The following is a 2,387-nucleotide window of genomic DNA, read 5'->3' as shown; positions in this document are numbered from 1 at the left end:
TTGCTTAGCGTGGGTTTTTTCTGAAATGCTGGCGATACCCCTATTAACTCTTCACGAGACAAGTAAACGGACCTTTATTTAATACTTAAATTATTATTCCGATTTTTACCACAAATTCTTTTTAATTGTATAGCAGGTGAGAATTTTCTGTACTTATTTCGTTTTAGCTTCCATACTTTATGTATGTAGTGCATTCTTATCAATTTTCCCCATTACTTTAACTCGTAGGGGCATTAATTTTAGAACTCTGCTAATGGATAAGCAAGTTAATAATTATACTTGAAAATGGAGTGATACGATGAATAAGACGTATGATGTCATCATTACCGGTGCTAGATGTGCCGGCTCTACCCTGGCAATTTATCTTGCTAAGGCAGGTTTCCATGTGTTGTTAGTGGACCGAGCGAATTTTCCAAGGGACACATTATCAACCCATACCTTTTTCAATAATACTGTCGCTCTTCTTCGAGAAACCGGTGTCCTGGACAAGTTATTGGAAACAAAAGTACCGCCGGTACGGGATATTAAATTTCAATTTGAGGATACCGTGATAGAAGGTCTCATCCCTGAGGTTTACGGAGAGGAAAGTTGTTATTGTATTAGAAGAACTTATCTCGATCATATTCTACTTGAACAAGCCAAATCCCAAATGAATGTGACTGTTTTAGAAGGATTTCGTGTGACGGATGTCATCCGTGATGACGAAACAGTGATAGGCGTGAAAGGTTTAGACGGCGACAACGAGAAACAAGAATTTTTAGCTCGCCTGGTAGTCGGGGCAGACGGCCGATCCTCTATTATTCGCAAGCTGGTAAAAAGTGAACTCAAAATAAGTATTCCGGCAACAGTCGGCATCTATTTCGGGTATTTCTCTGGATTTCGCCACGATAATGTCCCTAAATTTGAAGTATACAAGATAAAAGATAACACAGCCATTCTCTTTCCAACGAATGATGATTTATATGTAATTGTCGGCATTTTCCCATTAGAAAATAAGGAATTGATAGAACGGTTGAAATTAAATCCGGAAAGCTGTCTACGCAATTTCTTTACAGGTAACTTTCCGAATACAACAATTGGGGCGCGCTTGAAAAATGCAGAACTAGTAGAACCGGTCAAAGGCATTCTCGGATATGATAATTACTGGTATAAAGGAATGGGAAAAGGATGGGCGTTGGTTGGAGATGCAGTTTGTTTTAAAGATCCTGGCATGGCGCAGGGTATCCATGATGCTATATGTGGAGCACGTATATTATCCAATATTCTATCAAAATATAAGGGACAATTCGATCAATCAAATCAATCAAATCAAATGTCTGAAGAATATCAAAAGGCAATAGAAGATGAGTTTATGGTTCGGTTTCACATGGGATGCCAAATTTCGAAGAATGAACGCATATCTGAACAACAGGATGCTGTCAACAAGCTAATCAGTTCCCATCCAGAGGCTATAGAGAAGTTTTTAGGGATTTACAATTATGCAAACGAGCCCGCTGCTTTAGAAAAAGAACTCGCACGAATTATGCAATCGATCTAGCAATGATTTTAGAGATTAAGTGATTTAAGGGGTAGCACGCACATTTTAACTTTTTTATAAGCTAAGGGATTCTCAAAACTCAATAACACGATTTGAATTGAGTTTTTGATTTAAGGATGAGTTTTGAGACACTATTTAGGCTCTTTTCAGCACCTTTTACATTGGAACGCACTTGTCTCAAATACATACGTTTTTGAGATCAGATGATTCTCTTAGAGTAGTAAAATCAACGTTTTTTCATGTTGAATTTTGCTTAGCATATATTTTCGTTAAAATGTTGGTGATACGCCTATCAAAAATCACAAATAAAAAAAGATAAGATCGGCGAACACGATCTTATCTTTAGCACAAGGAGTAAACAAAAGGATAACCATCATATTTTTATTATAATTTATTTTTTGTTAATTTTGAATATTAGAACCATACTTAACAAGTATATCTATATTGAGAAATTTATTACAACATTAGTTATAAATGATTCAAAACTCCAAAGTAAACTTTTAGCCAAAAGTTTACTTTCAAATTAGAAAAGATTAGGTCCTCAATAGGTTTTACCCCAGCCATAAACCTTACGTTCAAAAACAAAGGGTAATTCAACTATCAAACTTATATAAAATGTTAATTTTGTCTAAGCATCCATTAGGATATACAATTAATTATCTATTTTTCTTTACATAATCTCCAGATACAGCCCATATCAACTATAGATTCTTGCCTTATGCTAAATGTAATCAAAAAACAAGTAGATAAAGATAATGACTAAAACATTAACTCTAGATACTTTTTTGATGAATATTACAAATAAACAGGAGGTAATGAAAAATGATTAAAACATTATTAGCAGGAGCAT

1 protein-coding gene is annotated in these 2,387 nt (G+C 34.9%); it reads left to right on the top strand.

Features of this window, described 5'->3' with window-relative positions; all coding sequences use genetic code 11:
* The first annotated feature begins 298 nt into the window (after window positions 1-298).
* Window positions 299-1,537, top strand: coding sequence for an NAD(P)/FAD-dependent oxidoreductase (locus MR160_RS33425; RefSeq protein ID WP_242299196.1), 1,239 nt, complete (start codon window positions 299-301; stop codon window positions 1,535-1,537).
* The last annotated feature ends 850 nt before the right edge of the window (window positions 1,538-2,387 follow it).

The sequence above is a fragment of the Bacillus cereus group sp. BfR-BA-01382 genome (assembly GCF_022663475.1).
Classification (GTDB): Bacteria; Bacillota; Bacilli; order Bacillales; family Bacillaceae_G; genus Bacillus_A; species Bacillus_A thuringiensis_S.
Note: the sequence above shows the minus strand (reverse complement) of the source record. Positions and strands in the feature narration are given on the sequence as shown.